Source organism: Nocardia sp. FBN12 (assembly GCF_050320175.1).
In the GTDB taxonomy this organism is placed as follows: domain Bacteria; phylum Actinomycetota; class Actinomycetes; order Mycobacteriales; family Mycobacteriaceae; genus Nocardia.
This window is the reverse complement of the sequence record NZ_CP190048.1, coordinates 5,614,696-5,639,963: the sequence shown is the minus strand read 5'-3', so window position 1 is coordinate 5,639,963 and position 25,268 is coordinate 5,614,696. Positions and strand designations below refer to the sequence as shown.

The following is a 25,268-nucleotide window of genomic DNA, read 5'->3' as shown; positions in this document are numbered from 1 at the left end:
TCAGCGCTCGGACTCGACCGCGATGCTCGGCTCGAGATCGTAGTCTTCGATCGGCTTCGCCATCTCCTGGCGGTAATGCCGGATGCCGAGGACGGTGCCGATGACCAGACCGACGATCAGCGTGCCGATCACGGCGGGCATCAGCCACGGCACTTGCTCGAGGAACTCGCCCGCGTAATACCCGATCAACAACAGCACCGGCGCCCAGATGATCGCGCCGAGCGTGCTGGCCACGGTGTAGCGCCGATGATCCATCCCGGCCGCGCCCGCCACCATCGGGCACAGTGTGCGCACCCACGGAATCCACCGGGCCACCAGCACCGCGAGGAACCCGTGCCGTTCGAGCAGATCGGTGACCTTGGCCAGATTCCTGGTGTTGATATACCGGCCGTTCTTACGCGCGACCAGGCGATGCCCGGTGCGCGCCCCGACGACATACCCCACCTGATTACCCGCGATCGCGGCGAGCATCGTGCCCACCGACAACGCCCAGACCTGCGCTTCACCATTGGCGTGCGAGGCCAGCACGATGCCCGCGGTGATCAGCATCGAGTCACCGGGCAGGAACAGCCCGATGATGAACGCGCATTCGAGAAAGACGAAAACCAGGACCACCGACCAGACCACAGCGGGGCCTGCCGAGATCAGCGGTTCGAAGCTGCCCACTGCGAGGGTCGACGGTACTGCGGTCACTGGGATCAGTGGGTCTCGTTCGTCGAAGCCGCCAGCTCGCCGCTCTGCGCCGGCGCGGCCGGTGCGTTGCGACGCTCGAGCATCTTCTTACCGACCGTGATGATCGCGGGCAGGATCGAGACGAACACGATCAGCAGGAAGATCGCTTCGACGTGGTCGCGGATGAACGGCACATTGCCGAGGAAGTAGCCGATGACCGTGACGCCGCCACCCCAGAGCACCGCGCCGACGATGTCGAACGCCACATACTTGCGGTAGCTCATCTGCGACACACCCGCCAGCACCGGCATGAACGTGCGCACGATCGGCACGAACCTGGCCAGGATGATGGTCTTGGGGCCGTGCTTCTCGAAGAACTCGTGCGTCTCGGTGACGTAGTGCTTCTTGAAGAACCGGCTGTCTTCCTTCTTGAAGATGGCCGGACCGATCTTGCGGCCGATCCAATACGCACACTGGTCGCCGGCGAAGGCTGTGAGGATCACCAACGGCACGAGCCACCAGATCGAGACCACCGGGTTCTCCTGCGCCGCCAGCATGCCGCCGGTGAACAGCAGTGAGTCACCCGGCAGCAACGGGAACAGCAGACCCGTCTCGATGAACACGATCGCCAGGATGGCGGGCAGAACCGCGTTCTTGAGCCAGGTTTCCTGGAGTAGATACATCGGGTCCAGCAACTGGGTCAACGCAAGGTTGTTCGTTACCGCATCGGATACCGCCAGCAAAGTCACGGCCCCCACAGTACCGGTCCGATCTGTGACATGAGTGCCCTGCGGGTGAACCTCGCCCCACCGGGTAATTCCTCGTTCGCCTTCCTGATTTAGGGTGTGGCCTGACAGAATTGGTTTTTGCTCCCCACAAGACGGAGGTCACTGCTGTGCCTATCGCGACCCCGGAGGTCTACGCCGAGATGCTCGGCCGGGCCAAGGCGCACTCGTTCGCGTTCCCGGCTATCAACTGCACGTCGTCGGAGACGATCAACGCCGCCATCAAGGGCTTCGCCGACGCGGGCAGTGACGGCATCATCCAGTTCTCCACCGGTGGCGCCGAGTTCGGCTCGGGCCTCGGCGTGAAGGACATGGTCACCGGTGCGGTGGCACTGGCCGAGTTCGCGCACGTCGTCGCCGCGAAGTACGACGTGACGATCGCGCTGCACACCGATCACTGCCCCAAGGACAAGCTGGACACCTACGTGCGTCCGCTGATCGCGATCTCGCAGGAGCGCGTGAACAACGGCCTGAACCCGCTGTTCCAGTCGCACATGTGGGACGGCTCGGCCATCCCGATCGACGAGAACCTCGAGATCGCCAAGGAACTGCTGAAGGCCTGTCAGTCGGCCAACATCATCCTCGAGGTCGAGATCGGTGTTGTCGGCGGCGAGGAAGACGGCGTCGAGGCCGAGATCAACGACAAGCTCTACACCTCGCCCGAGGACTTCGAGAAGACCATCGAGGCGCTCGGCGCGGGCGAGAACGGCAAGTACCTGCTCGCCGCCACCTTCGGCAACGTGCACGGTGTGTACAAGCCGGGCAACGTGGTCCTCAAGCCGGAGGTGCTGGCCGAGGGTCAGCGCGTCGCGGCCGCGAAGCTGGGCCTCGAGACCGGTGCGCAGCCGTTCGACTTCGTCTTCCACGGTGGTTCGGGCTCGCTGAAGTCCGAGATCGAGGACTCGCTGCGCTACGGCGTGGTGAAGATGAACGTCGACACCGACACCCAGTACGCGTTCACCCGCCCGATCGCCGGTCACATGTTCGGCAATTACGACGGTGTGCTGAAGATCGACGGTGAGGTCGGCAACAAGAAGGTCTACGACCCGCGCAGCTACCTGAAGAAGGCCGAGACCTCGATGGCCGAGCGCGTCACCGAGGCCTGCAACGACCTGAAGTCGGCCGGTCGCTCCGTCAGCGGTTCCTGATTTTCGCACCAACCTACGGGGCCCGAGCTCATGAGTCTTGATGTCCGTGTGCTCGGGCCCGTTCGACTGCTCGTCGGCGGTGAGCCGGTAGCGGTCGGCGGGCCCAAGCCGCGCGCTCTCCTTGCCGCGCTCACCGTCAACCGGCGGCGCGCGGTGTCTTCTGCTGTGCTCGCCGAGATGGTCTGGAACGAGGACCCACCGGATTCCTACGCCGCCAGCCTGCAGGTGTTCGTGTCGAACATCCGCAAGGCGATGCGCAACGCTGGGATCGATTCGGCGCAGGTGCTGCGTACCGAGGGCGCGGGGTATCGGCTCGAAATCCCGGATACCGCTTGCGATCTCGGCCGGTTCGAGAGTGCGCGCGAAGCGGGTTCGCGCTGTCTGGACGTGGGCGACCATCCCGGTGCGGCCAATCTCTTCGGTGCGGCGCTGAAGGAATGGACCGGGCGGGCACTGGCCGACCTGGCAGGCCTGCAGTTCGCCGACGGGTTCGCCACTGCCATGAACGAGGAGCGGTTGCTCGCTGTCTCCGCGCGGGTCGATGCTGAAATCGCCTGTGGGCGAGCGTCTTCGGTGATCGGCGAGTTGGTGTCGATGACCAACGAGCATCCGCTGCGTGAGCCGCTGTGGGGGCAGTTGATCACCGCGCTGTATCTGTCCGGGCGGCAGGCGGATGCGTTGGAGGCTTGCCGGCGGGTGCGTGGGGTGCTGGCCGAGGAGCTGGGGATCGATCCCGGTGCGGCGCTGATCGAGCTGGAGCGGCAGGTGCTGCGGCAGGAGCCGTTGAATGTGTTGGCGGCCAGGCGATCTGATCAGGTGGCTGCGGCGATGACCGAGACGGTCACCGAGGTTCCGCAGTCGATCCGGAACGGGAATCTGCGGTTCGCTGATGGGCGTACGCTGCCGATTCCGCACGGGGGCATCAGGATCGGTCGGATGACGGACAACGAACTGGTGCTCGATGATCCGAAGGCCAGTCGGTATCACGCGCACATCATGCCCAGCCGGGCTGGGTTGCTGATCAAGGATTTGCACTCGGCCAACGGGGTTTACGTCAACGAGGTGCCGATCGACAATGGGGCGTTGCTGGCCGATGGGGACGTAATTCGTATCGGTGGAACTGTTTTGGTGTTTATCGCGGTGAAGTAGACCGGGGTTTGGTAGTCCGGGACGCGCTGGCTGTGTTTATTGGCGCGCTGGCGCGCGCGTGTCCGCGGCCCCGAGGGGCCGCCGGTTAGCCACCGGGGCTTGCTCCTTCGTCGCGTACGCCCCGGCGGCTAACCGGCGACCCGGCCGCGGACCGGCCACTTCGTGGCCGTCCCTCCCTAGGGGTCGGGAGTGCGGTGGTTGGGTTGGGTGGGTTGTTGAAGACGGGGACCGACAGCGTGCGCAGGGTTGCATCACCGCGGTGGCTTCGCAAACGTCGGCGACCAGGCGCAGGGCGGCGGTGTCGACCAGGGACGCTGTGCACCGGCCGGGTGTGCGCCGTGGGTGTGAAGGCCGGGACCGGCTGGTGTGCGGGTGGCTGTTAGGTCAGGCGGATTTCGGCTGCGGCTCGGCCGAAGAGTTTGCGGCCCTCGGAGACTCCGCTCAGCAGGACGGTTGCCGCGCGGCGGTCGGGGTCGACGGACTTGATCTTGCCGGAGAACTCGATGACACCTGCTTCGGCGGGCGGGACCGGAACGAATCCCGAGAAGCGGACGCTCAGTTTCTCGATGGCGGTCGGGTCGCCCAGCCAGTCGGTGAGGTACTGGGCGGCCAGGCCCATGGTGAGCAGGCCGTGGGCGACCACGGTGGGCAGGCCGGCCAGTTCGGCGGCGCGGTCGCTGAAGTGGATGGGGTTGGGGTCGCCGGAGACGCCCGCGTAGTTGGCCAGGTCGCCGCGGGTGAGGCGGGCGGTGGCGGGCGGGAGTTGAGTGCCCTTGGCCAGGGTGTCGAATTCGGGGGTGGTGTTGACCGCGACGGTTTCGCGCGGGGCGAGTGCGGGGGCGGGGCCGGTGTGGCGGATCAGCTGGTCGCCGGCGCCGACGTCGGCGATGGTGCCGGGGCGCGGGTGCATGCTGATGTTCTCGACGGCCTCGACGATATTGGGGTCCACCTCGACACCGCGGCGGGCCACGATGGTGGTGGTGCCCTGCACGGCGACCTGGTCGTGCTGGTTGCGCAGCTTGAAGCCGACGTTGATGAAGTCGTTGTCGCCGAACTGGCGGATCGACTCGATCTCGATCTCGGTGCTGATCCGGTCGCCCGCCAGCATCGGGTGGAACAGCTCGAAAACCTGGTCGGTCTGCAGTACCTGCGACAGGTCGTACTCGGTGAGTACGCCGTCGAGCAGGGCGCGGGTGGCGGTCATGCCGATCACCGAGGCGAAGGTCGGCGGGGCGATCACCCCGTCGTAGCCGAGCTTGCGCGCGTCGACTTCCTGCTGATGGGCGGGGTGCAGATTCTGCACCGCCCTGGCGAATTCCCGGATCTTCTCGCGGCCGACTTCGTAGTGATCGCGGAAGGCGAAGCGCTGACCGACCAGCGTCGCATCCGGGACCACAGCATCGATGTCCGGCTGCACCACTGTCTGTTCCCTGCTCATGATCCGGAAAACTTTACTTGTTTACCCATCTGGATCACCAGTTATGTGTGACCCGTCATACCAGGCAGAACTGCCCGGTATGACGGGTCGAGGACCTCCTACGGGGTTCCCGCGGGGTCACACACCTTCCAGCTGCCATCGGTGCGCTGCAGGTCGAACGTCCGCGCGGTCCGCTTCGACGGATCCGCGGAGGTGTACACCGTGGCCTGGGCCAGTGCGGTGTCGCCGGTGATCCGCACCGCGTCGACGCTGTCGACCACCGGGATGGAACCGCGCTCGGTGGAGACCTCGTGCACGCCCTTGAACTGTTCGGGGGTGATGCCCTGATAGAACGCGTGCAGCTCGCCACACGTGCTTGTTCGCAGGTCCTCCAGGTCACCGCTGCGCAGCGCGTCGGTGTAATCACCGATCACCGCCTTCACCTGGCCCTCGGGCGAATCGTCCGCACCGCCCATCAACGCCACTACCGACGCGATCAAGGCAACGACCAGCACCGCGGCGCCGCCCGCGGCCAACAGCCACTTCTTGGACCGCTGGGCCCCCGGCTCCCCGGCAGTCTCGCCCTGCTGGGCTCCGATCCGCTGCGGCGGCGCCACCTGCCGCGGCCCCTCGGACAACTGCTGCGCGGGCCGAGTCGGCTGAATATCCGCGGGCGAAGGCGCCGACCCCTCCTTCCGTAGTGGCGCGCCAGGCCCTTGCTGACCTGAGCCCTGCGGACCGCGCGCGGCTCCTTGCTGTCCGAGCCCCGCTGGTCCGTGTTGACCGGCACCCGCGATGCCCTGCTGACCCGGGCCTGCGGGGTGCTGGCCGGCGGCGGTGGGGCCCTGCTGACCCTGGTCTGCGGGATGTTGGCGGGGACCCGCGCTGCCCTGCTGCCCCGGCCCTGCGGGGTGCTGGCCGGGACCGGCCGGGCCTTGCTGGCTTGGGCCTGCGGGGTGCTGGCCGGGCGCGGTAGGGCCTTGCTGGCCGGGGCCGGGCTGGCCGGCCTGCCGAGGTCCGGCAGGTCCACGCGGCGTATTCGGCGGCGGCGTCATCGCGGGCCGCCCACCCGCAGGCGGCACCACCCGATCGGTCCCACCCGGCCCCGTGTTCTTCGGCCGCTGCACCGGCATCGCAGTGGTCGGCGCATCCGCCGAACTCACCACCCGCATCGCCACGGTCTGGTCCTCGGAAGCAGGGCCCACACCCTTCGCCCCACCGGTCTGGAACTTCTCGGTGGCGTCGACGTCAGCCGACTTGCCGCCCCGCGAGACACCTTCTCCCGCAACAGCATCGGCCGCCGCGCTTCCGGCTTCCGCCGCACTAGCTGCCGTGCCGCTGGCCGTGCTGCCGGCTGTCGCGCTTCCGGCTGCCGCGGCACCTGCTGCCGTGCCGCTGGCCGTGCGACCGGCTGCCGTGCCACTGGCTGTCGCGCTTCCGGCTGCCGTGCCACTGGCTGCCGCGCTTCCGGCTGCCGTGCCACTGGCTGCCGCGCTTCCGGCTGTCGCGCCACTGGCTGCCGTGCCGCTGGCCGTGCTGTCGGCTGCCGTGCCACCGGTCGGCTTGGCAGTGGACTTTGCGCCATCGTCTGCTGTGGCACTGGATTTCGAGACATCGGATCTTGCGTCACCGGACCCTGCGCCCAGGGACCCTGCGTCGTTGGACCCCGCGGCACCGGGCCTTGCGGCCGAGCCCGACTGCTGTGCCGTATCGGTAGCCACGGCCGGATCGCCGCTCTGTCCTGTGGTGGCAGCCGAATCAGCTTCGGCCGCAGCATCGTCGGGGGTTCGCGTGAAGCTGTCGTCGTCCTGCGGACGGGTACCAGAGCGGCCATCGGCATTCGGAGTCGAGCCCTGCGAATCCGGCGCCTCGTCGGATCCGCTGCCCGATGCCGTGGCACCCGCCGCGGCGGCAGCACCGGCAACCGCACCGGCCGCAGCCGCACCGGCAACCGCACCACGTGCGGTCGCGTCCGGTGCGGATGTCGTATCCGACTCCGCATCCGACAACCTTGCGAGTTCAGCCCTGGTCATCCCGTGAGTCGGCACATCGGCTTGAGTCGACTTCGCCTGCGCGCCACCCATTTTCACCGTGCGGTCATCCGCCGAACCGTCGCGTTCCGCAGCCGCGTCTCGTCCGGGAATCGGCATCGCGGTTGTCGCCGCATCGGGTCCGGCGAGATCGGCACCCCGCTCGTCACGAGGCGGTGCTTTCGAGTCGTCCGGTCGACCGCCCGGCAACCCCTTCGACAACCCGGCCAACGGCGAGGCGCCTCCCGCCGAATCCTGCTCCGCTGGTCGCCCTCCCGGACCCGTAGGGGCATTCGCTTGCCGGCTGGCAGGCGATCCGCCGGGCCCAGCAGGCCGCGCTCCATCACTCCCATTGCCTGGCCCACCCGGTTGCCGAGCGCCGGGCGCGCCGACAGATCCGCCCCCGACCCGAGGCCCACCACCCTGCTCCGACCCCGGCCCGCCGCTCGGTCCGCGCCCGGCCTGCGACCCACTGCCCTGCGGCGAGCCCGGTCCACCACCTGGCCCGCCCCCGACCCGAGGCCCACCGCCCTGCTGCGAAGCTGGCCCGCTGCTCGGTCCGCGCCCGGCCTGCGGCCCACTGCCCTGCGGCGAGCCCGGTCCACCACCTGGCCCGCGTCCGGCTGGGGGCCCACCTGCCTGCTGCGAACCCGGTCCGCCGCTCGGTCCGCGTCCGGCTGGGGGCCCACCTGCCTGCTGCGAACCCAGCGGTCCGCGCCCGGCCTGTGGCCCATTGCTCTGTGGTGAACCCTGCGCACCGCCCGGACCGGTCGGCCGCTGCCCGCCCTGGTTCGAATGCTGTTGTGCGCCAAGCTGATTGCCCGGTCCACCTGGAGGTTGCGCGCCGGCGGGGTTGCCGGGTTGTCCCGCACCGGGGCCACTGCCCGGTCGCGCCGCACCGGGCGTGAACCCTGGCCGCCCCCACGACGGCTGCGATCCCCGACCCGAAGGCTGTTGTCCCGCAGGGGCATTGCCAGGCCGGGCGGGACCCTGCCCTTGGCCCGGTGCGGTGCCGGGGCGTCCACCGACGGCATTACCCGGCAGATCCCCTCGCCGGATCACCACCGTCTGATCGGAACCCGCAGGCGGCCTCGTCGCGCGGTCCGGCTGGGTGACCGACTCCGGTGCGCCGGGAGGGGACGCGGACGAATCGTCACGCTGGCCGGGCGCGCCGGTACCGGCAGACTCTGCTGCCGGGTTGTTCTCGTCGGTCGGGTCGGACACCTCTGTACCCCTCGCTCAGGCTCGAACTCTGCACTCTGCGCTCAGCCTAATAGGCACTGACCCGAAGCGGCCCCAAGTCTGATGCGCATGGTCCGAGCGAAGGCGGAGGCACACCCGGCAGGCACCGGCGCGAACGGCGAAGACAGGTCTGAGGGCGGCGTCCGGTGGAGTGCTGCGGCGGGCCGGTCGGCGCCTGTCGGACCCTCGGTGCACAATGAACCCATGACCTCCTTCGGTGACTTGCTCGGACCGCAGCCGGTCCTCCTCCCAGAACTGATCGACGCCGAAGACGCCATTGCCGCGGGCACCGACCCGGTCGAGGTCGCCGCGCAGCACCCGGCCGCATCGATCGCATGGGCCCAGCTGGCAGAGGCCGCGCTGCAGCGCGCGGGCGGCGAGGTGAACCACGACACCGTCGCCGCGTACGCCTTCGCCCGCACCGGCTACCACCGCGGTCTCGACCTGCTGCGCCGCAACGGCTGGAAGGGTTTCGGCCCTGTGCCGTGGAGCCACGAACCCAACCAGGGCTTCCTGCGCAGCGTCGGCGCGCTGGCGAGTGCCGCGAAGACGATCGGCGAAACCGAGGAATACGCGCGCTGTCTCGATCTGCTCGAGGATTGCGATCCGCGCGCGGCGAACGAACTCGGCCTGGACTGAGTCAGCGGTCGGGGCCGAGACGTAGGTGAGCGAGCACAAGCCGTTTGTCGCCGTTGCCACGCCGGTAGTCGCGGCCGCCAAGGTCAGCACCGTCGGCCGGTACCGGGCTTCGGTCGAGCGCTTGCGTCTCTCGGCGATCCCGATCATCCAGTGCGCCCTCGGCGCCGCACTGGCCTGGTTCATCGCCCACAACCTCGTCGGCCACATCGAACCGTTCTTCGCGCCGACCGCCGCGGTGGTCTCCATCGGTGTCTCGTTCGGTGCGCGGGTACGCCGGTCGGTGGAACTGGTGGTGGGTGTCGCGGTCGGCATCGGCATCGGCGACCTGTTCATCGCCCAGGTCGGGACCGGTGTCTGGCAGGTGGCCCTGGTGGTCGGCGGCGCCATGGCGGTGTCGGTCTTCCTCGGCAGCGGCGCGCTCATGACCATCCAGGCAGCGGGTTCGGCCGTGCTGGTCTCGACCTTGAATCAGGCGCCCGGCGCGGGCCCCAACCGCATGATCGACGCCTTGATCGGCGGACTCGTCGGCGTCCTGATGGTCGCGCTGATCCCGCTGCACCCGGTCCGCCGTGCCCGCGAACACGCCGCCGACGTGCTGTCGGTGATGAGTAAATCGATGATCACCTGCGCGGAGGGCCTGCTCGAACAGAACTCGACCAAGGTCTCCGACTCGCTCTCGGCGGTGCGCGACACTCAGCCCCAGATCGATGCCTTACGCGATGCACTCGCCGGCGGCCGCGAGATCAGTCGCATCTCACCGCTGTACTGGAATTCCCGAAAACGCTTGGAACGCATCCACAACGCGGCCGACCCACTCGACAACGCCGTCCGCAATACCCGTGTGCTGCTTCGCCGTTCGCTCACCCTGGTCCGCGACGACGAGGTCCTCGATCCGCGCCTGATCGACCTGGTCGATCAGCTGGGCCACGCCACCGACGTGGTCCGCAAGATGATGCTGGCCGACCCCGGCGAGCAACCCGATCAGGCCGAGGCCCTCAAGTCGGTGCGCAGTGTCGCCAAGGGCGCACGCCCCGAACTCGTTGTCGGAGCGGGACTCTCGGCGCACGTGGTGTTCGCGCAGATCCGCTCGATCGTGGTGGATCTGATGGTGGTGTGTGGGATGCAGCGCATCTCGGCGATCGCGCTGCTCCCACCCACCGTGCCCAATCCGTATGTGACGCCGGAGGAATGACTCAGTCGCCGACCGGTGAAACGCGCGGGCGCCCCGGTCGCAGCGAGAAACGCTTGCGGTCGAAATCCCACGCCCGGTAGATCGGCCACTGCGAGGTGTGCATGATCCACGCGCCGGTGATCACCGCGCGATGGAACGGGACGATCGCATAGCCCTGGTTGGCGATGGTCTGCAGCCCGCGCAACTGGTACTTCCACCACACGTCCGGCGGGGTCTTGCGACGGCGCGCGGAGATCTCGGCCCGCAAGACAGGCAGCTGATCGATCCGCAGCTTCGCCTTCGACAGGCACAGCGCCAGGTCGAGGTCCTCGTGTAGGTCGCGACGGGTCGTGGTGGCCGAACGCACCTGCTCCCACGCCGAGCGCCGGATCGCCATGTTGGCGCCGTGCACATTGCCGACGGGCTGGGTCTTGATCATCCCGAGCCGTTCCTGCCCGCTGATCGCGGCGGCGAGGAAGATGCCGATCGGGGAGTCGTGATAGGTGCTGATCCCGGTCACCGCCATGGTGTCCGGGTAGGCGTCGAGGTGGGCGCGCACCGTGGCGCCCCATTCGGGGGAGACGAGGGTGTCGGCGTCGATACGGCCGAGATAGTCGCCACGAGCTTTGTCGAAGCCGGTGTTGCGAGCGAACGCGACGCCGGGTTGCGGCTCGGAGATCAGCTCGATCTTGGGATAGCGGGTGGCGAGTTCGGCGACGATCTCGCGGGTGTTGTCGGTGCTGCCGTTGTCGACAACGACGATCTCATCGATCGTGTCCTGCCCGACAAGGCACTCGAGGCACGCGGTGATGCCCGCTGCTTCGTCGAGTGCCGGAATGATGACGGACAGGACAGCGGACGATCCGGTGGAGCTCATACGCAATTTCCGTTCCAGGGTCGATTATGACCCGAGGCTATCAACGCCAGAAACGGGTCAACTGGCCACCATAGGCGGCCCACACCTCAGGTACCCCGGAGAGTTCGAACAATGCGTAAACCCCGTTGAAGAACACCTGACTCAGCGGGGTGAAAAAGATGACAGCGAACAGAATCAACATGCCGTAGGGCTTGATCTGATCGAGCGAGCGCCGCGTCTGGTAGCTCAGCGACGGCTCGATGACCCCGTAGCCGTCCAGACCCGGTACCGGAAGAGCATTCAGCAGAAACGCCGTGATCTGCAGAAACGCCAGAAAACTGAGCCCGCACCAGAACGCCGGGTGCTCCTGGACCGATCCGAAAGCCCGGATCACGATCAGCAGCACCACCGCGCACAACGCGTTCGACGCGGGCCCGACCGCGCTCACCAATCGCTGCACACTCGATTTGAATCGCGTCGTATCCACATATACCGCGCCACCGGGCAGCCCGATTCCGCCGAGCGCGATGAATACCAGCGGCAGCACGATCGAGAGCACCGGGTGGCTGTATTTCAGCGGATTCAGCGTGAGATACCCACGCACCTCCACCTCGTGATCGCCCGCCCGCCACGCCACATAGGCGTGCGAGAACTCGTGCAGGCACAAACTGATGATCCAGCCGAACACCACGAGCAGGAAAACGCCGACCTTGGCGCGCACCGAATCGATATCGGCGTCCCAGGCGATTGCACCGCCGCCCACGGCGATCAGCACGATCAGCAGGAAGACCGGGCTCGGCCGGACCGCGCTGTGCCCGGACCGCCGATCCGAGGGGAAGGAGTAAGTCATCGCACCAGTAACCAGGGTTGTTCGAATCGATAGAAGGTTGATCGGGGAACCGTGCGTTCGGCGGTGATCCCGTCGCGGGTGACCACGGCCCGCGGGGTGCCGAGCTGGGCGGCGCGACCGGACACCCAGGTGCGCTTGCGCAGGCCTTTGCGTACTCGCGCGCGGACACCGGGCATGGTCATCGTCGGCGAGATCAGCATCGTGGTGACCTTGCCGCTGAACAGCAGCGTGTCGTCGACGTAGGCTTCGCCCTCGAGTTTCGCGCCGTCGACGCCGGTGATGCTCGCGCGGCCGACCAGCACGGTGCCGGTGTCGTCGCGGATCAGCGGCGTCTCGATCGCCCGGCCCGCCACCGCGCGCTTCGCGGCGCCGTTACCGGTGCCGGTCTGATAGACCCGCGAGGCGTAGGTCGCGTCGACCGGCACGAAACCGACTTCGACGTGCAGCCGCTCGGTACGCATCAAATGGGTGAGCACGGCGGCGAGCGAGGCGTCGGCGCCGAGCACGATCAGGCGCGGCAGGCTGTCGGCGGCCAGCACCGGAAGTAGTTCGTCGATCACCGCGACATCGGGGACACGCCCGGTCTGGGTGTTGGGTAACGAGGAGAGTGCGATCGGGACCGGCATGTCACCGCATCGGAGAACGTGGGTACTCAAACCGTGCCTACACCCTCCTCGGTCACGCAAACTCACTGCCGACTGGTAACCGTAACCGATCAGGGCAGTGCCGGTAGGCCGGGGTCGGGGCGCTCCGACAGGACCCGATCAGGCGTCGGCTAGACTGTGTCTCCGGCCACCGCCTCAGTGATAGACGCGCAGCGTCTACGGCAGGTAGCTGCAGTGCTGCACGCGCTGCCGTCGATCTGTAGGAGACTCCGAAATGCCGGCAATCGTCCTCATCGGTGCCCAATGGGGCGACGAGGGTAAGGGCAAAGCTACAGACCTGCTAGGCGAGCGGTTGCAGTGGGTGGTCCGATACCAGGGCGGCAACAACGCCGGCCACACGGTGGTGCTGCCCAACGGTGACAAGTTCGCGCTGCACCTGATTCCGTCCGGCATCCTCACCCCCGGTGTGAAGAACGTCATCGGCAACGGTGTCGTCGTCGACCCGGGCGTGCTGCTCGACGAACTCGCCGGTCTGGAAGAGCGCGGAGTCGATACCTCCGGCCTGCTGCTCTCCGCTGACGCGCACCTGATCATGCCGTACCACGTGGCCATCGATAAGGTCACCGAACGCTTCCTCGGCAACCGCAAGATCGGCACCACCGGTCGCGGTATCGGCCCTTGCTACCAGGACAAGGTCGCTCGCGTCGGCGTCCGCGTCGCCGACGTGCTCGACGAGAAGATCCTCACCCAGAAGGTCGAAGCCGCCCTGGAATTCAAGAATCAGGTACTGGTCAAGATCTACAACCGCCGCGCGCTCGACCCGCAGCAGGTTGTCGACGAGGTGCTCGAGCAGGCCGAATCGTTCAAGCACCGCATCTCCGACACCCGGCTCGAACTGAACCTGGCGCTCGAGCGGGGCGACACGGTGCTGCTGGAAGGTTCGCAGGGCACGCTGCTCGACGTCGACCACGGCACCTATCCGTTCGTCACCTCGTCCAACCCGACCGCGGGTGGGGCCGCGGTGGGTTCGGGTATCGGGCCGAACAAGATCGACACGGTGCTCGGCATTCTCAAGTGCTACACCACCCGCGTCGGTTCGGGTCCGTTCCCGACTGAGCTGTTCGACAACTTCGGTGAGTTCCTGGCCAAGAACGGTGGCGAGGTCGGTGTCACCACCGGTCGTGCGCGTCGTTGTGGGTGGTTCGATGCGGTGATCAGCCGGTACGCCACTCGGGTCAACGGGGTTACCGACTACTTCCTCACCAAGCTGGATGTGCTGTCCGGGCTGGACACTGTGCCGATCTGCGTGGCGTACGAGATCGACGGTAAGCGGGTCGAGCAGATGCCGACGACGCAGACCGAGTTCCATCACGCCAAGCCGATCTACGAGGAGCTGCCGGGGTGGTGGGAGGACATCTCGCACGCTCGCACGTTCGAGGAGTTGCCCGCCAACGCGCAGGCGTATGTGCTTCGGCTGGAAGAGCTTTCGGGTGCGCGGATTTCGTGCATCGGTGTGGGGCCGGGGCGTGATCAGACGATCGTTCGGCATGATGTGCTTGCTTGATGTGCGGCTGAAGTAGTGGGGAGGTCCGGTGCCGGTTGTGGCGCCGGGCCTTTCTTGTTTGGTAGCGCCAGGGCGGGTTGGTATGGCAGAGCTCGGGTAGGGCTGCGGGCTTCGGGGTGGCCGGTGTGGCTGGGAGCGCGGTAGGGCTGCGGACTTCGGCGTGGGCGGTGTGGCTGGGGTGGGTCATCGTGGACCTGGGGTGGCGCGGTGGGGTTGGGAGTTCGGGGCATCGTGGACTTGGTGCTGGTCCAGGCTGTGCGCGGGGGGTGATGTCTTATCGCTATCGATTTGTAGCATCCGGCTGGCAAACGTTATCGTTCGCGGGCGGCGCGCGGGGACGTGTCGCTTTCCTTGAACTTGTTAGTGGGTGTCGGCGTGATCCGTCGGTCTGTAAATGTGAACTCCTCGACGGTGCGGCGGATCTCTCGCCCGGTTGTCGGGGTCCTGCCGATGGCGTTGGCCGTTGCTTGCGCTGGTGTGGCTATCGCGGTGCCGCAGCCGGGTGTCACCCAGCCGCCGGTGCAGCCGGGTGTCACCACCGAGCAGCCTGCCGACGACGGTGGTCGCTCGGATCTGGCCGAGTTCGACGGGCCGGACACTCTCGGTTACCTGAAGCCTGAACAGACGCGTCCGGTCCCGGAGTACACCACTCCGGCCCCGCCGATCGTTGTCGAGGAACTCCACCTGCCCGAGCCGGTCGAGCCCGTCGCGCCGATCGCCCCGCCCGAGCGGACGCTGCGCATCGGCGACTTCACTTCCCCCGTCCCCGACGATGTCCCGGACGACATTCTCGGCGACGTCAACGGCACGGCCGCGAACATCGAGGCCGCCATCGCTACCCAGGGCCGCTCGGTCGGCATCGACCCCAGCCGCTCGGACAAGATCGCCGCGGCGACGGTCGGCGGCGCGCTGATCGGTGCCACGGTCGTCGGCGTGCCCGCGGCGACTGTCGGCGCGGTTGGTGGTGGCCTCGCCGGTGCGGCTGTCGGCGCAGGTGCTGGATTCGTGGTCGGCGCGGTCACGACCGGCACCGCCGGTGCGATCCTCGCGGCCGCTGCGGCGGTGCCGACCGGCGGCGTGGGCTCGCTCGCCGTTCTCGGAGCCACTGCCGCGGCGACAGCGGGTGCCACTGGTGCCGGTGCGTTGATCGGAGCAGGCGTCGGTGCGGCCGCGGGTGCCGCGGTCCTCGGCATCCCCGCTGCGACTGTCGGTGCGGTCGGTGGCGGTGTCATCGGTAGCGTCGTCGGCGCGACGGCCTTCCCCGGCGGTGCCCACCAAGGCGCACCGACCAACCCCGCCGAACAGCTCGAGGCACTGGTCGACGACCAGCTCGCCGACATGCCCTGCCCCCAGCTCCCGGAGCTGCCGCAGGTCCAGCTCCCGCAGCTCCCGCTGCCCGCGGGCCCGCAGCTGCCCGACTGCCCCTGCGAGGACTGACATCTTCGCCGCGACGGTCGATCTGATCCGTCGCGCAGCGCCCGGTCCTGTCGGAATTCTGGCAGGGCCGGGCGTTCGGTCTACCCGGTGCGGCGCGAACTTGCGTGATCGGGCAATTGCACGATCGCCATGCGCCAGGGTGCACTCGGCAATCACCTGTGTGGCGAGTAGCGTCGAAACGGGTCTCGGACGGAGGTGGATGGTGGCGGTACGTGGCGGGTTCGCCGTGGCGGCGTTGCTTGCATCGGCGGTTCTGTCCGGGTGCGCCGCACCCGATGCACCGCCGCCGCCGACCACCGCCGCCCCGGTCAAGTCGGTGGTGCCGCCCGCGCAGACCCTCGCCCCGACGCAACAGCGCAACGAGCGTATTCGCGGGATGCTGTACACCGTCGGTTGCACCAGCAACAGCTGTGTTCAGGTCTACTTCGCCTGCCTGGACGGCTATCTCACCGGAGAACCGTGCCAGTTCTTCCGCGACCACCCGCCGCCGCCGTGAGCTGACCGAACTCGATCTCGGCTGTCACACAGCTAGCTGATTATGTTGTGCGGGTGAGGAATTCGCCGACAGCGGGGGCGAGGATCGAGATCTTCGGGTTGTGGCTCACGCCGTGGAGTTCGGCGAACTTCGCGTTCGGCAGCACCTCGGCGGCGGCCTTCGAGCCCTTGATGAGCAGCGGTGCGGTCCGGTCGCCCGCGAGCACGAGCACCGGAACCTCGACACCCCGCCAATCGGCCGGATTCAGCTTCTTCCCCTGCATGTACGGCTTCATCACGGCCCAGTCGTGCGCGGTCGAATTCGACGTTGCCGCCAGCGTTTTCCAGAACGGTGTCACCCGCATCGCCGCCACCATCAGCAACGGCATCCCCATCGCCTTGGTCATGTAGTACCGCACGGTCTTCCCGCGATCGCCCGCCGCGATCATCGGGTGCAGCTTGGCCTCCAGATCCTTCGGCGGCACATGGCCTTTCGTGTCGACCACGAACGGCGGCTCGAAGGCCACCACCTCGGTGACACCGGGCACCGATTGCGCCGCCAGCAGCGCGAGCGCGGCACCGGAGGACCAGCCGAACAGCGCGGCCTTCCCACCCGCGGCCTCGACCAGCGCCGCGATATCGGCGATCTCATTGGCCACGTCGTACACGCCGGGGGAGTCGGCACTGTCCCCGCGTCCGCGCCGGTCGTAGTTCAGCACCGTCAGCCCGTAGTCGTCGGCCAGCGTCTGCGCGAGCTCGACCATCGTCGGGAACGCGCGGTAACTGAACGCCCCACCGATCAGAACGACGGTCCCCGCGGTCCCCTCGCCGATCCGGTCGTAGGCGATCGTGGTGCCGTCGGCCGACGTCACAGTCTGCATGGGGAATTCCTCTCGATAACGGGCCGCCGCGCTCGACGGTACGCGATCACCTCGACCGCAGGTCCGCGTGGGTTTCGCGCCTTCCTCGAACTCGACAAGTGATTTCGCGAGCACATGGGTAACTTCCCAGGCAGGGGCTGACTGAGCCCCGTCCAAGTCTGGCCGCCGACGCAAGTTCCCTCTAGCCCAGGTCTGGCCGAAAGTCGCGGAGAGGCGGGCTAGAACAACATCGGTTCGCCGAATCCCGGCGTCCGTTCGATCTCCAACAGCCGCGCCTTGGTCCCGATCCCGCCCGGCGCCGAGAATCCGTGCAGCGCGTGATCGGCGGCGAGCACCCGATGGCACGGGATGATGAGCGGAACAGGGTTGCGCCCCAACGCTTGTCCGACAGCCTGCGCGGAACCGGGAGCGCCGAGGCGACTGGCGATATCGCCGTAGCTGAGGGTGTGGCCTGGGTCGATCTCGCGCGTCACCGCATAGACAGCGCGATGGAACTCCGGCACCCCGTGCAGGTCGACCTCGATCCAGCGCAACGCGTCGAGCGCGCCATCGAGATGGGCGCGAATTCCCGCGATCGCCTCGACGATCACGGGCCCCGGTGCGCTCTCCGGCACCGGAGCCCCGCCGAACGGCCGGGTGATCCGCGCGAGCGTCTCCTCTTCGCTGGCCTCGGGTAACTGGAACCGGACAACGGCGTCACCGTGCCAGGCGATAGCGCACAGCCCGATAGCGGTGTCGAACAGTGCCGAGACCACCGTCTCGGTCTGCGTCGAGTCACTCATGATCACAGTGTGCGCCGACCCACCGACAAAGACACGCTCACGCGGCGAGCGACCCCGGCTGCGTGTCGGTAGGGTCCTCTTTAAGGCCAGTTGCAGATAACTGGACTGCATTGTCATCGACATCGTGGGCTCGCATCGCGTCCAGTTCTCGATACAGCCGCTGCTCATCATAGGTGCCGAATGCCCGGTCATGCGGCAGATATTGGAACGGCCAGAACGGCAGCTCCCCCTTCTTCGGGGAAAAGTGGTAGACCGCCAACCCGAAGGCAACGGCAACGGCGAGGGCAAGGAAAGTGGTCATGTCAGTAAGAATCTCCCCACTGGCCTTGCCTAGAAATATCCACTTAGGGAATACTGGACTTTATGGCGACAAGAGTGATCGGCGCGGCAGGCTTGGCTCGCGACCTCGGCCGGTGGCGCGACCCCGAAACCGGCGGCGATGCCGAACGCCGCCCGCACCGCCCCGCCTATCTGGCCCTGGCCGAGGCCATCCGGCTGCTGATCCATGACGGTCGCGCCCCACTCGGCGTCGCGCTGCCCAGCGAGCGCGATCTGGCGGGCACCCTCGGCGTCAGCCGCACCACCATCACCTCCACGTACGCACTGCTGCGCGAACACGGCTACTTGATCAGCCGCCAGGGCTCCCGCAGCACCGTCGCGCTGCCACCCGCGATCCAGCACGACGGCGCCAAGCCCAGCCGCGGCATCATGGCGCTGATGGCGCAGCCGGAACTGCCGACCATCGACATGACCTACGCCGCGATGCCGGCGTCGCCCGAACTTCACGACGCGTATTCCATTGCACTGCAAGGTATCCCGTCCTACCTCGGCACACATGGCATGGACCCGGTCGGTATCCTCGCGCTGCGCGAAGCGCTGGCCCGCCGCTACACCGCGCGCGGCCTGCCGACGGAACCGGAACAGATCCTGGTGACTCTCGGTGCGCAACACGGACTTCGGCTGCTTCTCAACGTGCTGGCCTCACCCGGCGCGCGCGTCCTGATCGAGCACCCCTCCTATCCGAACGCCATCGAAGCCATCCGCGATGTCGGCGCCCGGCCCATCCCGATTCCACTGCGACCCGAATTCCCCGACGCCGGTTGGGATCTCGAAGGCCTGCGCAGCACCGCGAGGCAAACCGCGGCCACCCTGGCCTACCTGGTCCCCGACTTCAACAACCCGACCGGTCTGCTCCTCAACGCGGAAGGCCGCGCCGAACTGGCCGCCATCGCGCGCGACACCAGGATGACCGTCGTCGTCGACGAGTCGATGAGCGAACTCGGCCTGTCGGATGGCGCGATGCCCCCGCCGGTCGCCGCGTTCGCGAAGGGCTCCGAGATCGTCACCATCGGCTCGGCGTCGAAGTCGTTCTGGGGTGGCCTGCGGGTCGGCTGGATCCGTACCAATCAGCCATTGATCACCAAGCTGCTCGGAATACGCTCCACCGTCGACCTCGGCACGCCCGTGATGGACCAGCTCGCCACGGTGCACTTGCTCGAAAACGCCGAACCCATCCTCGAACGCCGCCGCGAACAGCTGCGCACCCAGCGCACCGCCCTGCTCGACGCCGTCGCCGAAGAGCTCCCCGGCTGGCACATAACAGTCGGCGCCGGCGGCATGTCGGTGTGGGCCCAGCTTCCCAGCCCGGTCTCCACCGCACTCGCCGCCACCGCACCCAATCACGGCGTATTGCTCGCCGCCGGACCACGTTTCGGTGTCCAGGGAGCGTTCGAACGGTTCATCCGGCTGCCCTACACCCACCCCGAGGCCGAGCTGCGTATCGCCGTCAAATCCATCGCCGCGGCCTACGACGCACTCACCCCACGCGCCGCCGACCCGCTTCAGCCGCTCACCTGCTACTGAACGCGCACGGGTCGGGCGCGACGGATGCCGGTTCGGGACGGACGGTTTCGTACCCCACCCCGAACATGAACAGCACCGATGCCACCAACCCCACCGCGGTCAACGGCACCGCGACAGCGCCACGTTCGGACGGATAGCGGAACAGCAGCACCAGCAAACAGAGCAGCGAGACGGCGGCGGCCAGCAGGAGCCCGGCCGCGAGCCCGTTCAGCACGCTCACCATCACGGGCACCGGTGCCGTACTGCGGCAATGTGATTCGGCGATCTGACCTTCGCGATTGTCGAACAATCCTTCGGCCAGGATGAAGCACAGCACCGCCGTGCCGAAGGTGGTGACCGCGATGAGGGCGGCGAGCACCTTCGGTGGCGTCCTGACGGTTCGGATCCTCGGCCTGTCGTCGATAGTCGAAAACTTTACCGACGACAGGCCGGCAAATCAGTCAGCCCAGACCGTTTCGATCGGTGTCGCGACGTTCGGCGGGGGAGTGGGTGTGCCGCCGGGCGTACGCGAGAAGCGCGGCGCCGGCGCGTGCTGGACCACGCCGTCGATCTCGATCAGGCCGGTACGGGCCACGATATGCGGGTTCTCGGTGGCCTCGGTGAAGGTCAGCACGGGCGTGGTGCAGGCGTCGGTGCCGTCGAAGATCGCGGCCCACTCGTCGCGGGTCTTGGTCAGGAACTTGTCGGTGAACAGCTTGCGCAGCTGCTCCTGACCGTTCGGATCGATCTGCATCGGCAGACCTTCCGGATCGATCTCCAATCCGGCCAGCAGTTCGGCGTAGAACTGCGGCTCGATCGCGCCGACGGCCATGTACTTGCCGTCGGAGGTCTCGTAGGTGTCGTAGAACGCCATGCCGGTGTCGAGCAGGTTGGTGCCGCGCTCATCGGACCACAGACCGACCCCGCGCATGCCCCAGATCATGTGCGAAAGGGCAAGTGCCCCATCGATCATCGCGGCGTCGACCACCTGGCCCTTGCCGGAACTCTGCCGCTCCACCAGCGCGGCGAGCACGCCGAACACCAGGAACATCGAGCCACCGCCGAAGTCACCGACCATGTTCAGCGGCGGTACCGGCCGCTCGCCCTTGCGGCCGATGGCATTGAGCACACCGGTCAGCGAGATGTAGTTGATGTCGTGTCCCGCGCGATCGGCGAGCGGGCCGTGCTGGCCCCAGCCGGTCATCCGGCCGTAGACCAGGCGGGGATTGCGGGCCAGCACATCGTCGGGGCCCAGGCCCATCCGCTCGGTGACGCCGGGACGGAAGCCTTCCAGCAGCACATCGGCCTTCTCGACCAGGTCGAGGATCTTGGCTACGTCGGCGGGGTCTTTCAGATTCGCCTCGACGATGGTGCGCCCACGCCACTGCGGGCGTTCCATGAAGCCGGGCAGCTGGTTGGCGCGCTGTACGCGCACCACGTCGGCGCCGAGGTCAGCCAGCAGCAGCGCGGCGTGCGGACCTGGCCCGATGCCTGCCAACTCGATGACCTTGATGCCCGCAAGGGGCCCCTGCTTGGCGGTGGACTCCGTGCTCACGCGGTGACCTCAGTTCGTCGTCGAACGGTATTGACACTCCGACAATAGCGCTGGGGTGGCGGCTCGGGTAGAGCATGGGCGAGAATTCGCACGAGCGCGACTCGGCGCGGCAACGGGAGGACCGGTAGTGAGCGTGTGGGGTGAGGTCGTTGTCGGCCTCGTCATTCTGGTCGGCATCGTCGGCGTGATCGTACCGATCCTGCCGGGGGTGATCCTCGTTTTCGCGGCAATCGCGGTGTGGGCGTTCATGACCGGCGGCGCGACGGCCTGGACGGTCCTGGCGATCGCGACAGTGGCGCTGGTCCTCTCCGGCGTCGTGAAGTACACCTGGCCGGGTAAGCGGATGCGCGAGGCCGGGGTGTCGAACCGTGCGTTGCTGGCCGGTGCGGTGCTCGGCGTCGTCGGCTTCTTCGTGATCCCGATCGTCGGCCTGTTCATCGGCTTCGTGCTCGGTGTCTACCTGGCCGAGCTGTACCGCTTGAAGACCAACGACCTGGCGTGGCCCGCGACGGTACACGCGCTCAAGGGCGTCGGCCTGTCGATGCTGGTCGAGCTGTTCGGCGCGCTGATCGCGGCCGGCGTGTGGCTCACCGGCGTGATTATCAGCTGAGTATGTGGCGCCGCGGCCGAGAACAGCTTATTTCTCGATGATCGGCAGCGGGCGGGTGTGGTCGTCCGCGCCGGGGAGCAGGTTGCGCGGAATCGGGATGGTCGGATTATCGGTGCGGCGCGGCGGCGTCGGCTCCGGGCGGTGCACCGCGGGCAATCGGTAGAACTCGCGGGCGTTGTCCTCGAGCACCGCGTGCATATCCGAGCCGACCACCTGGGAGATCAGGTCCACATCGCGGTCCTCGAACGGCCGACCGGCGCGTGTGCCCGGCAGATCGCTGCCGAACATCAGCGCACCCGGATTGACCGTGTGGATGCGCCGCAGCGTCTCGGCCACATCCATCTCGACCCGGCCGAAACCCGTTGCCTTCACCCGCGCGCCGCGGTCGACCAGGTCCAGCAGGTACGGCAGTCCCTCCTGGGACATGCCGAGGTGGTCGATCGAGAGCGCGGGCAGCTTCGAGATCACCGGTTGCAGCGAGGCCAGCATCTGCCCGTCGATGTAGAGCTCGACGTGCCAGCCCGCCAGCTCATAGGCGCGCAGGGCCTGCAACGTCATCTCGGTGATATCGGCGGCCGCGCGCTTGAGATTGAACCGCAGGGCCCGCACACCGGCCTGGTCCAGCTCCAGGATCTCGTCGTCTCCTGCATCGAGGTCGAGCCGGGTCACGCCGACCCAGTCGGGACCGAGCGCGGACAGTGCTGCCTTCAGATATGTCTGATCAACGCCTTGGAAAGACGCGCTGACGACAGCACCGCCGCGAACATCGAAGTGCCCCATGCGCTTTCGATAGTCACCGATCACGTAGGGCTCGGGGAGATAGCCTTCGTTCTCGATCAGCGGAAACCGCGGATCGATGATGTGGACGTGGGCATCGAACACCTGTACAGAATGCCCTATCTCGGGAGCGGCGGCAGCTCAGGCCTTGTTCGGCTCGGAGGCGCGCAGCATGTCCTCGCGCTCCACGACCTTCACGCGCTCACGGCCTTCGGGCTCGCCGAGGGCGCGCTCGTGGGCGTCGAGGCGGTACCAGCCGGCCCAGGTGGTGAACGGGATGCCCTTGCCCTCGAGGAACTCGGTCACGGCGTCCAGCTCGGGCTTCGGCGCGGGGGCGAAGGCCTTGGCGTCGTCGAGAAGGCAGGCGATGGTCTCGTTGGCGTCGCCCTTGGTGTGGCCGATGAGGCCGACCGGGCCGCGCTTGATCCAGCCGGTCACGTAGGTGGCGGGCATGAAGCGGGCGTTGCCTTCGGCGGTGTCGTCGGAGATCACGCGACCGGCCTCGTTGGGCACCGTGCCCGCCTGATCGTCGAACGGCAGCTGGGTGACGTTCTGCGAGAGGTAGCCGACGGCGCGGTACACGGCCTGGATGTCCCAGTCGGTGAAGTTGCCGGTGCCCTTGACGTTGCCGGTGCCGTCGAGCTGGGTGCGTTCGGTCTTCAAACCGACGACCTTGCCGTCTTCGCCGAGGATCTCCGAGGGCGATTCGAAGAAGTGCAGGAACAGTTTGTGCGGGCGGTCGCCGTGGTCGCGGATGGCCCACTGCTCCAAGGTGTTGGCGACCATGTCGACCTGCTTGGAGTTGCGGCGCGCGGCTTCGGAGCCTTCGTCGTAGTCGATGTCTTCGGGGTTGACGATGACCTCGATGGTCGGCGAGTGATCGAGTTCGCGTAGTTCCAAAGGCGTGAACTTGGCCTGGGCGGGGCCGCGACGTCCGAAGACGTGGACCTCGAGGGCCTTGTTGTTCTTCAGTCCTTCGTAGACGTTCGGCGGGATCTCGGTCGCCAGCAGCTCGTCGCCGGTCTTGGCGAGCACGCGCGCGACGTCGAGGGCGACGTTGCCGACGCCGAGGACGGCGACTTTCTCGGCCTCGAGGGGCCAGGAACGCGGGACGTCGGGGTGGCCGTCGTACCAGGACACGAAGTCGGCGGCGCCGTAGGAGCCGTCGAGGTCGATGCCGGGGATCGCGAGGGCGCGGTCGGCGTTGGCGCCGGTGGAGAAGATGACGGCGTCGTAGAACTGGCGCAGGTCGTCGAGGGTGATGTCGGTGCCGTAGTCGATGTTTCCGAGCAGGCGGACCTGGTCTTTGTCGAGGACCTTGTGCAGGGCGGTGATGATGCCCTTGATGCGCGGGTGGTCGGGGGCGACGCCGTAGCGGATCAGGCCGAAGGGCGCGGGCATGCGCTCGTAGAGGTCGATGCTCACGTCGGCATCGGACTTCATCAACGCGTCGGCGGCGTAGATACCGGCCGGTCCCGCACCCACGATCGCAATGCGAAGTGGGCGAGTCGCTGCACTCTGTTCGGTCATCTTTACGCGCACCCTTTGGTCGAGAACTGATTTGACGGCGTCAACTTAGCTTAGGCTAAGTCGGACATCCGCTTACTGGCAGCTGATACCCCAGGCCATAGCAGGCCCCGATCAAGGCGATTCTAGCTGCGGCGTCGCGGCCACCCGGCGCGCGGTGTAGCTGCTCGCGCGGGTCTGTCAGGATTACAACATGAACGAGGAGCAAACAGGCTCGGACGACCAGCCCGTAGTGGTGGATCAGACCGACAAGCGTTCCATCGTCCCGTTCGTCGCGGCCGCGGTGATCGCGATCATCGTGCTCATCGGCATCGTGGCGGGCGGACTGCTCTCACCCGCTGAGAAAAATGTCACAGAGGCCGACCGTCTCGCGGCCGCCGTCACCAACTATATCGACGCGCGCTCGCGCAGCGAGCTCCGTCCGCCGGCGGGCGTGGCCTGCCCCGGCTTCAGCGAAGAGTCCTCCGGCCTCGGCGAACAGCTCGGCGGCCCGAAATCGGTTGTCACGATCGACGGCAAGGGTTTCGAGAACGCCACCGTGAACGGCGACCGCGCCAAAATCGACGCCGCGCTCGTGGTGAACGGGAACCCGGCGGCGAGCAACTGGAAACTGACCCGCGTGGACAGCGCGTGGCTGGTGTGCACCTTCTGAATCGTTTGACACGATGACCGGTGCCGAGGCAATCTCAGATCGCAAGGTCATGAGTGCCAGCATCAAGCCCCGGCTCGCTGGTCGGCAACCCTCCTCCGCGGTGGGGTGCTCCGGGTGACGACCTGGCCGTGTGTTCGGGGATTTCCGGCACGGCAAGAGCGGATTCACGCAGGAGGATCGACATGACTTACGCCGGCGACATCACCCCTGAGAAGGCGTGGGAGCTGCTCACCGAGCACCCCGGCGCCGTGCTGGTCGACGTGCGCACCGAAGGCGAGTGGGCACACATCGGCATTCCCGACACCAGCTCCATCGAACGCCCGGCCCATTTCATCGAATGGGTCGACGGCACCGGCACCCGCAACCCCGCGTTCGGCGTGCAGCTCGAGAAGGCACTCGCCGGTCGCCCGGACGACGCACCGGTCGTGTTCCTGTGTCGCTCCGGCCAGCGCTCCGCGCACGCGGCGAACCTGGCGACGGCGGCGGGCGTGGCACCGTCCTACAACGTGCTCGACGGTTTCGAAGGTGGTCCCGACGCGTTCGGTCAGCGCGGCAGCACCGGTTGGCGCGCTGTCGGCCTGCCGTGGCGTCAGGCTTAAGGAG

25 protein-coding genes and 1 riboswitch are annotated in these 25,268 nt (G+C 67.5%); of the genes, 11 read left to right on the top strand and 14 right to left on the bottom strand.

Going from position 1 to position 25,268, the window contains the following annotated elements; all coding sequences use genetic code 11:
* The gene (locus tag ACQHI0_RS26625) at positions 1 to 693 is read right to left on the bottom strand and encodes a DedA family protein (protein WP_427904524.1); all 693 of its coding nucleotides are present in this window, start codon (positions 691 to 693) and stop codon (positions 1 to 3) included.
* A 5-nt stretch (positions 694 to 698) separates the two neighbouring features.
* Positions 699 to 1,355 carry a DedA family protein gene (locus tag ACQHI0_RS26620; protein ID WP_427909305.1) on the bottom strand — a complete coding sequence of 219 codons (657 nt, stop codon included), beginning with the start codon at positions 1,353 to 1,355 and terminating at the stop codon, positions 699 to 701.
* 212 nt (positions 1,356 to 1,567) lie between these two features.
* Here ACQHI0_RS26620 and fbaA point away from each other — a divergent pair, with 212 nt between their 5' ends.
* Both fbaA and ACQHI0_RS26610 read left to right on the top strand, forming a co-directional pair.
* Positions 1,568 to 2,605, top strand: a complete 1,038-nt coding sequence (gene fbaA, locus ACQHI0_RS26615) for a class II fructose-bisphosphate aldolase (protein WP_427904523.1) — start codon at positions 1,568 to 1,570, stop codon at positions 2,603 to 2,605.
* A gap of 30 nt (positions 2,606 to 2,635) precedes the next feature.
* The gene (locus ACQHI0_RS26610) at positions 2,636 to 3,754 is read left to right on the top strand and encodes a BTAD domain-containing putative transcriptional regulator (protein ID WP_427904522.1); all 1,119 of its coding nucleotides are present in this window, start codon (positions 2,636 to 2,638) and stop codon (positions 3,752 to 3,754) included.
* 379 nt (positions 3,755 to 4,133) lie between these two features.
* Here the strand turns inward: ACQHI0_RS26610 and ACQHI0_RS26605 are convergent, their stop codons facing one another.
* Complete coding sequence (locus ACQHI0_RS26605) at positions 4,134 to 5,192, bottom strand: fused (3R)-hydroxyacyl-ACP dehydratase subunits HadA/HadB (RefSeq protein ID WP_427904521.1); 1,059 nt, start codon at positions 5,190 to 5,192, stop codon at positions 4,134 to 4,136.
* Between the two features lie 98 nt (positions 5,193 to 5,290).
* Complete coding sequence (locus tag ACQHI0_RS26600; protein WP_427904520.1) at positions 5,291 to 7,321, bottom strand: hypothetical protein; 2,031 nt, start codon at positions 7,319 to 7,321, stop codon at positions 5,291 to 5,293.
* Positions 7,322 to 8,647: 1,326 nt separating this feature from the next.
* On the opposite strand from ACQHI0_RS26600, the gene ACQHI0_RS26595 reads away from it, so the two are divergent.
* Together ACQHI0_RS26595 and ACQHI0_RS26590 are read left to right on the top strand one after the other, a co-directional pair.
* Entirely contained in the window at positions 8,648 to 9,082 is a 435-nt protein-coding gene (locus tag ACQHI0_RS26595; protein WP_427904519.1) for a DUF3151 domain-containing protein, read from the top strand.
* Positions 9,083 to 9,107: 25 nt separating this feature from the next.
* On the top strand, positions 9,108 to 10,274 hold the full coding sequence (locus tag ACQHI0_RS26590) for an FUSC family protein (protein ID WP_427904518.1): 1,167 nt from the start codon (positions 9,108 to 9,110) through the stop codon (positions 10,272 to 10,274).
* A 1-nt stretch (position 10,275) separates the two neighbouring features.
* On the opposite strand, the gene ACQHI0_RS26585 is transcribed toward ACQHI0_RS26590, so the two are convergent.
* Genes ACQHI0_RS26585 through ACQHI0_RS26575 form a run of 3 tightly spaced genes read right to left on the bottom strand, consistent with a single transcriptional unit; the run spans position 10,276 to position 12,585 of the window.
* On the bottom strand, positions 10,276 to 11,130 hold the full coding sequence (locus ACQHI0_RS26585; protein WP_427904517.1) for a glycosyltransferase family 2 protein: 855 nt from the start codon (positions 11,128 to 11,130) through the stop codon (positions 10,276 to 10,278).
* A gap of 40 nt (positions 11,131 to 11,170) precedes the next feature.
* Positions 11,171 to 11,959 carry a site-2 protease family protein gene (locus ACQHI0_RS26580; protein ID WP_427904516.1) on the bottom strand — a complete coding sequence of 263 codons (789 nt, stop codon included), beginning with the start codon at positions 11,957 to 11,959 and terminating at the stop codon, positions 11,171 to 11,173.
* Positions 11,956 to 12,585 carry a hypothetical protein gene (locus ACQHI0_RS26575; RefSeq protein WP_427904515.1) on the bottom strand — a complete coding sequence of 210 codons (630 nt, stop codon included), beginning with the start codon at positions 12,583 to 12,585 and terminating at the stop codon, positions 11,956 to 11,958. The genes ACQHI0_RS26580 and ACQHI0_RS26575 overlap by 4 nt, the downstream gene beginning before the upstream one ends.
* A 253-nt stretch (positions 12,586 to 12,838) precedes the next feature.
* Here ACQHI0_RS26575 and ACQHI0_RS26570 point away from each other — a divergent pair, with 253 nt between their 5' ends.
* The 3 genes from ACQHI0_RS26570 (at position 12,839) to ACQHI0_RS26560 (ending at position 16,061) form a co-directional block, all read left to right on the top strand.
* Entirely contained in the window at positions 12,839 to 14,128 is a 1,290-nt protein-coding gene (locus tag ACQHI0_RS26570; protein WP_378633609.1) for an adenylosuccinate synthase, read from the top strand.
* Between the two features lie 450 nt (positions 14,129 to 14,578).
* A complete protein-coding gene (locus ACQHI0_RS26565) occupies positions 14,579 to 15,565 on the top strand; it encodes a hypothetical protein (protein WP_427904514.1) in 987 nt (328 codons plus the stop codon).
* A gap of 199 nt (positions 15,566 to 15,764) precedes the next feature.
* Positions 15,765 to 16,061 carry a hypothetical protein gene (locus ACQHI0_RS26560; RefSeq protein WP_427904513.1) on the top strand — a complete coding sequence of 99 codons (297 nt, stop codon included), beginning with the start codon at positions 15,765 to 15,767 and terminating at the stop codon, positions 16,059 to 16,061.
* 40 nt (positions 16,062 to 16,101) lie between these two features.
* Here ACQHI0_RS26560 and ACQHI0_RS26555 read toward each other — a convergent pair whose 3' ends face one another.
* From ACQHI0_RS26555 to ACQHI0_RS26545, 3 genes are all read right to left on the bottom strand, one after another.
* A complete protein-coding gene (locus ACQHI0_RS26555) occupies positions 16,102 to 16,920 on the bottom strand; it encodes an alpha/beta fold hydrolase (RefSeq protein ID WP_427904512.1) in 819 nt (272 codons plus the stop codon).
* A gap of 218 nt (positions 16,921 to 17,138) precedes the next feature.
* Entirely contained in the window at positions 17,139 to 17,702 is a 564-nt protein-coding gene (locus ACQHI0_RS26550; RefSeq protein WP_427904511.1) for a methylated-DNA--[protein]-cysteine S-methyltransferase, read from the bottom strand.
* A 37-nt stretch (positions 17,703 to 17,739) separates the two neighbouring features.
* On the bottom strand, positions 17,740 to 18,003 hold the full coding sequence (locus tag ACQHI0_RS26545; protein ID WP_427904510.1) for a hypothetical protein: 264 nt from the start codon (positions 18,001 to 18,003) through the stop codon (positions 17,740 to 17,742).
* Positions 18,004 to 18,065: 62 nt separating this feature from the next.
* Between ACQHI0_RS26545 and ACQHI0_RS26540 the strand changes: the two genes are divergently transcribed.
* A complete protein-coding gene (locus ACQHI0_RS26540) occupies positions 18,066 to 19,565 on the top strand; it encodes a PLP-dependent aminotransferase family protein (RefSeq protein ID WP_427904509.1) in 1,500 nt (499 codons plus the stop codon).
* Here ACQHI0_RS26540 and ACQHI0_RS26535 read toward each other — a convergent pair.
* Positions 19,552 to 19,923: a hypothetical protein gene (locus tag ACQHI0_RS26535; protein ID WP_427904508.1), complete on the bottom strand. Its 372-nt coding sequence runs from the start codon at positions 19,921 to 19,923 to the stop codon at positions 19,552 to 19,554. The two genes, ACQHI0_RS26540 and ACQHI0_RS26535, sit on opposite strands and share 14 nt — an antisense overlap.
* Before the next feature lie 78 nt (positions 19,924 to 20,001).
* Entirely contained in the window at positions 20,002 to 21,099 is a 1,098-nt protein-coding gene (locus tag ACQHI0_RS26530; RefSeq protein ID WP_427904507.1) for a CaiB/BaiF CoA transferase family protein, read from the bottom strand.
* A 127-nt stretch (positions 21,100 to 21,226) separates the two neighbouring features.
* Between ACQHI0_RS26530 and ACQHI0_RS26525 the strand changes: the two genes are divergently transcribed.
* A complete protein-coding gene (locus tag ACQHI0_RS26525; RefSeq protein ID WP_427904506.1) occupies positions 21,227 to 21,709 on the top strand; it encodes a DUF456 domain-containing protein in 483 nt (160 codons plus the stop codon).
* Positions 21,710 to 21,736: 27 nt separating this feature from the next.
* Here ACQHI0_RS26525 and ACQHI0_RS26520 read toward each other — a convergent pair whose 3' ends face one another.
* Positions 21,737 to 22,591 (bottom strand): amidohydrolase family protein, encoded by an 855-nt coding sequence (locus ACQHI0_RS26520; protein WP_427904505.1) that lies wholly within the window; start codon positions 22,589 to 22,591, stop codon positions 21,737 to 21,739.
* 36 nt (positions 22,592 to 22,627) lie between these two features.
* The gene (locus ACQHI0_RS26515; protein ID WP_427904504.1) at positions 22,628 to 24,016 is read right to left on the bottom strand and encodes an FAD-dependent oxidoreductase; all 1,389 of its coding nucleotides are present in this window, start codon (positions 24,014 to 24,016) and stop codon (positions 22,628 to 22,630) included.
* 190 nt (positions 24,017 to 24,206) lie between these two features.
* Here ACQHI0_RS26515 and ACQHI0_RS26510 point away from each other — a divergent pair, with 190 nt between their 5' ends.
* Both ACQHI0_RS26510 and ACQHI0_RS26505 read left to right on the top strand, forming a co-directional pair.
* The gene (locus ACQHI0_RS26510) at positions 24,207 to 24,665 is read left to right on the top strand and encodes a hypothetical protein (protein WP_427904503.1); all 459 of its coding nucleotides are present in this window, start codon (positions 24,207 to 24,209) and stop codon (positions 24,663 to 24,665) included.
* 45 nt (positions 24,666 to 24,710) lie between these two features.
* Positions 24,711 to 24,830, top strand: a riboswitch (SAM riboswitch).
* Between the two features lie 17 nt (positions 24,831 to 24,847).
* Positions 24,848 to 25,264: a rhodanese-like domain-containing protein gene (locus tag ACQHI0_RS26505; protein ID WP_427904502.1), complete on the top strand. Its 417-nt coding sequence runs from the start codon at positions 24,848 to 24,850 to the stop codon at positions 25,262 to 25,264.
* Positions 25,265 to 25,268 lie beyond the last annotated feature (4 nt).

Bases quoted from the DNA above. Each gene is read 5' to 3' on its own strand.
- ACQHI0_RS26620 (WP_427909305.1), bottom strand. From the start codon at position 1,355: ATGTATCTACTCCAGGAAACCTGGCTCAAGAACGCGGTTCTGCCCGCC.
- ACQHI0_RS26610 (WP_427904522.1), top strand. From the start codon at position 2,636: ATGAGTCTTGATGTCCGTGTGCTCGGGCCCGTTCGACTGCTCGTCGGC.
- ACQHI0_RS26605 (WP_427904521.1), bottom strand. From the start codon at position 5,192: ATGAGCAGGGAACAGACAGTGGTGCAGCCGGACATCGATGCTGTGGTC.
- ACQHI0_RS26600 (WP_427904520.1), bottom strand. From the start codon at position 7,321: ATGCCGATTCCCGGACGAGACGCGGCTGCGGAACGCGACGGTTCGGCG.
- ACQHI0_RS26595 (WP_427904519.1), top strand. From the start codon at position 8,648: ATGACCTCCTTCGGTGACTTGCTCGGACCGCAGCCGGTCCTCCTCCCA.
- ACQHI0_RS26585 (WP_427904517.1), bottom strand. From the start codon at position 11,130: ATGAGCTCCACCGGATCGTCCGCTGTCCTGTCCGTCATCATTCCGGCA.
- ACQHI0_RS26580 (WP_427904516.1), bottom strand. From the start codon at position 11,959: ATGACTTACTCCTTCCCCTCGGATCGGCGGTCCGGGCACAGCGCGGTC.
- ACQHI0_RS26575 (WP_427904515.1), bottom strand. From the start codon at position 12,585: ATGCCGGTCCCGATCGCACTCTCCTCGTTACCCAACACCCAGACCGGG.
- ACQHI0_RS26570 (WP_378633609.1), top strand. From the start codon at position 12,839: ATGCCGGCAATCGTCCTCATCGGTGCCCAATGGGGCGACGAGGGTAAG.
- ACQHI0_RS26565 (WP_427904514.1), top strand. From the start codon at position 14,579: ATGGCGTTGGCCGTTGCTTGCGCTGGTGTGGCTATCGCGGTGCCGCAG.
- ACQHI0_RS26560 (WP_427904513.1), top strand. From the start codon at position 15,765: ATGGTGGCGGTACGTGGCGGGTTCGCCGTGGCGGCGTTGCTTGCATCG.
- ACQHI0_RS26555 (WP_427904512.1), bottom strand. From the start codon at position 16,920: ATGCAGACTGTGACGTCGGCCGACGGCACCACGATCGCCTACGACCGG.
- ACQHI0_RS26550 (WP_427904511.1), bottom strand. From the start codon at position 17,702: ATGAGTGACTCGACGCAGACCGAGACGGTGGTCTCGGCACTGTTCGAC.
- ACQHI0_RS26545 (WP_427904510.1), bottom strand. From the start codon at position 18,003: ATGACCACTTTCCTTGCCCTCGCCGTTGCCGTTGCCTTCGGGTTGGCG.
- ACQHI0_RS26540 (WP_427904509.1), top strand. From the start codon at position 18,066: ATGGCGACAAGAGTGATCGGCGCGGCAGGCTTGGCTCGCGACCTCGGC.
- ACQHI0_RS26515 (WP_427904504.1), bottom strand. From the start codon at position 24,016: ATGACCGAACAGAGTGCAGCGACTCGCCCACTTCGCATTGCGATCGTG.
- ACQHI0_RS26510 (WP_427904503.1), top strand. From the start codon at position 24,207: ATGAACGAGGAGCAAACAGGCTCGGACGACCAGCCCGTAGTGGTGGAT.
- ACQHI0_RS26505 (WP_427904502.1), top strand. From the start codon at position 24,848: ATGACTTACGCCGGCGACATCACCCCTGAGAAGGCGTGGGAGCTGCTC.